1 protein-coding gene is annotated in these 2,217 nt (G+C 62.9%); it reads left to right on the forward strand.

The annotated features are described in order from the left end of the window. Positions 1–173 precede the first annotated feature (173 nt). The gene (gene mobQ, locus ACQKDV_RS19195) at positions 174–1,757 is read left to right on the forward strand and encodes a MobQ family relaxase (RefSeq protein WP_427785824.1); all 1,584 of its coding nucleotides are present in this window, start codon (positions 174–176) and stop codon (positions 1,755–1,757) included. The last annotated feature ends 460 nt before the right edge of the window (positions 1,758–2,217 follow it).

The raw sequence follows: 2,217 nt of genomic DNA on the forward strand, positions 1-2,217 counted from the left end.
AAAATGTTGACTGTGGCGCCTCGCGTGGCGACTGGTATTTCAGCAGCCTGCTAGGCGTCACTACGTGACGCGTGCGCAAAGGGCTTCGCCCCTTGAACCCCAATCGCTTTCAGCGCTTGCGAAAATCCAAAGCCACGGCATAAACAAAGCCACATCCACTGCTTTGGAGCCACATGGCCATCTACCATGCGAACGTCAAAACCTTCAGTCGAGCCAAAGGGCACTCGTCCATTGCCGCTGCCGCCTATCGCGCTGGGCTTCTTCTCGAAGACACGCGCACCGGGCAGCGCCACGACTACCGTCGGCGAGACGGCGTGGTTGAATCACGCTGCATCATCCCCGACAACGCACCCGATTGGGCCCTGGTGCCTGCCGCACTTTGGACCGAGGCCGAGGCTGCAGAGCGCCGCAAGGATTCCACCATCGCACGGGAGTTCGAGTTTGCGCTGCCCCACGAGTTGGACGATGACCAGCGATCGTCTCTTGCCCTCTCAGTGGCGCGGGCGTTGGTAGACCGTTACGGGTTTGCCGCACAAGCCAGCATTCACAGTCCTGGCAGCAAAGGAGGCATGAATTGGCACGTCCACATCCTCGCAACAACCCGCCGGCTTGGCCCTGACGGCTTCCTGGACAAAACCCGAGAGCTCGACGGAGGCCCTGCGGGCCGGGCCGAGGTCGAGTGGATCCGGGAACTGGTGGCCGCGACGACGAATGCGCATCTGGAAGCTGCGAACCTGGACGTTCGCGTGGATCACCGCAGTCTGAAGGCCCAAGCTGACGAGGCGCTGGCACGCGGCGACCTTGTGGCCGCAGCAGTGTTTTCCAGAATGCCCACGCGCCACCTGGGGAAGGACGCGTCAGCCATCGAGCGCCGAGGGGAGTACTCAGAGCTTGGGGAGAGGAACAGGTCCATTCAGGAGGCGAACCAAAACGCCTTTGATGAAGTGCTAGCCCAGTTTGAACAGAAAAGCCGGGCCATGCCGGTGCCTGAGGGGCACAGTGAGGCGCAGGCCCAACGCGAGGCGAAGCGCTCGAGCCTCAATCAGATGCTTGCCTTCTCCGATGGGCAGATCGTCGTCTCGCACGGGTTGGGCAAAGCCATCGGCGAGAGGCGCTCCGACGGCAGCACCGAGGATGTGCCAAGCGAGACTCCCTCCGTTGAGGCAATCCGGATGGAGGTGGTCCGCCGAGGCCACGCGCTCAGGGATGAATTGGCCGCCCACGCGCTCCATTCCACGCTGAGGCTGGTCAATGCACTGGCGAGCGGAAAAGTGGCTCCCGAGGAGTGCAAGGAGCATCGCTCTGCGCTCAACGGGCTGCTGCTGGGCTTGAAGCGGTTTGCAGCAGCGTTGGTCCGTTTCCCAAAGCGTCTCAAGGCCGTGCGCCGCGCGATCCGGTTGCGGCACATGGCCGAACAGGCGTGGGACGACTTTGTGGCCAATCACCCGGAGCCCGGGGTGTCTTGGACGGCTCGTGAGTGGGCCAGACGGCGGGGACGCCGGTTGGCAGCTCTGGAGCAGCGATCTGCTGAGTTGGCCGCAGCCCAAGCTGCCGCAACCCCGGAACAAGAGGTGATCTTGGCCGAAGACCTACGGCTGCGCGCTGAGTGCCTGGAAGCTGCGAGCCTGACGGTCTTGGAGCGTTGCTCTCGGCCCGCCGAGCCAGCACCGGAGGCGTCACAGGCCTTCCAAGAGACGACGGTCGCGGTGCACGCGCCCCAACCGGGCCGGCCTTCAAGACGCCCCCGGTTGCACTAAGCGCAACGAGCCCCGCCTAGCGGGGCTCCTCTTGTTTCAGGTGGCATCCTTCAGTGAACAGAAGGCCCCGAGTTCCGCGCCACTGAAGGTGACGTGCTCTTCTTGGCGCGGCTACGTCGCCATTCGTCTGTCGGGATGAACGTGCGGTCCACCACGGCTTCACGTGTGCGCGTTTGGGGGTTGGGATTGGGCGGAGTGAAATTGGCGCCCCGTGGTTGGTCCTCCTCCCATTGCCGGATCAGTTCAGCGGACACGTCCAAGGCATGCCTTACGTCTTCAACACGGTCATCAAGCTGACGAGAGCGGGCTTGGGACATTAGGCCGATGAGCAACTGGCTAGCGATCTGCAACTGGGGGTTGGATAACACGACAAATTCCTTTAAACGGAGGAGTGCTCGTATGAAACCCCCCCACGTCAGAGTAGTTGTCGCCCGGATAAGATCCTGCAGTGGGGCGATAA

This window comes from Stenotrophomonas sp. NPDC077659 (assembly GCF_050268705.1).
GTDB lineage: Bacteria > Pseudomonadota > Gammaproteobacteria > Xanthomonadales > Xanthomonadaceae > Stenotrophomonas.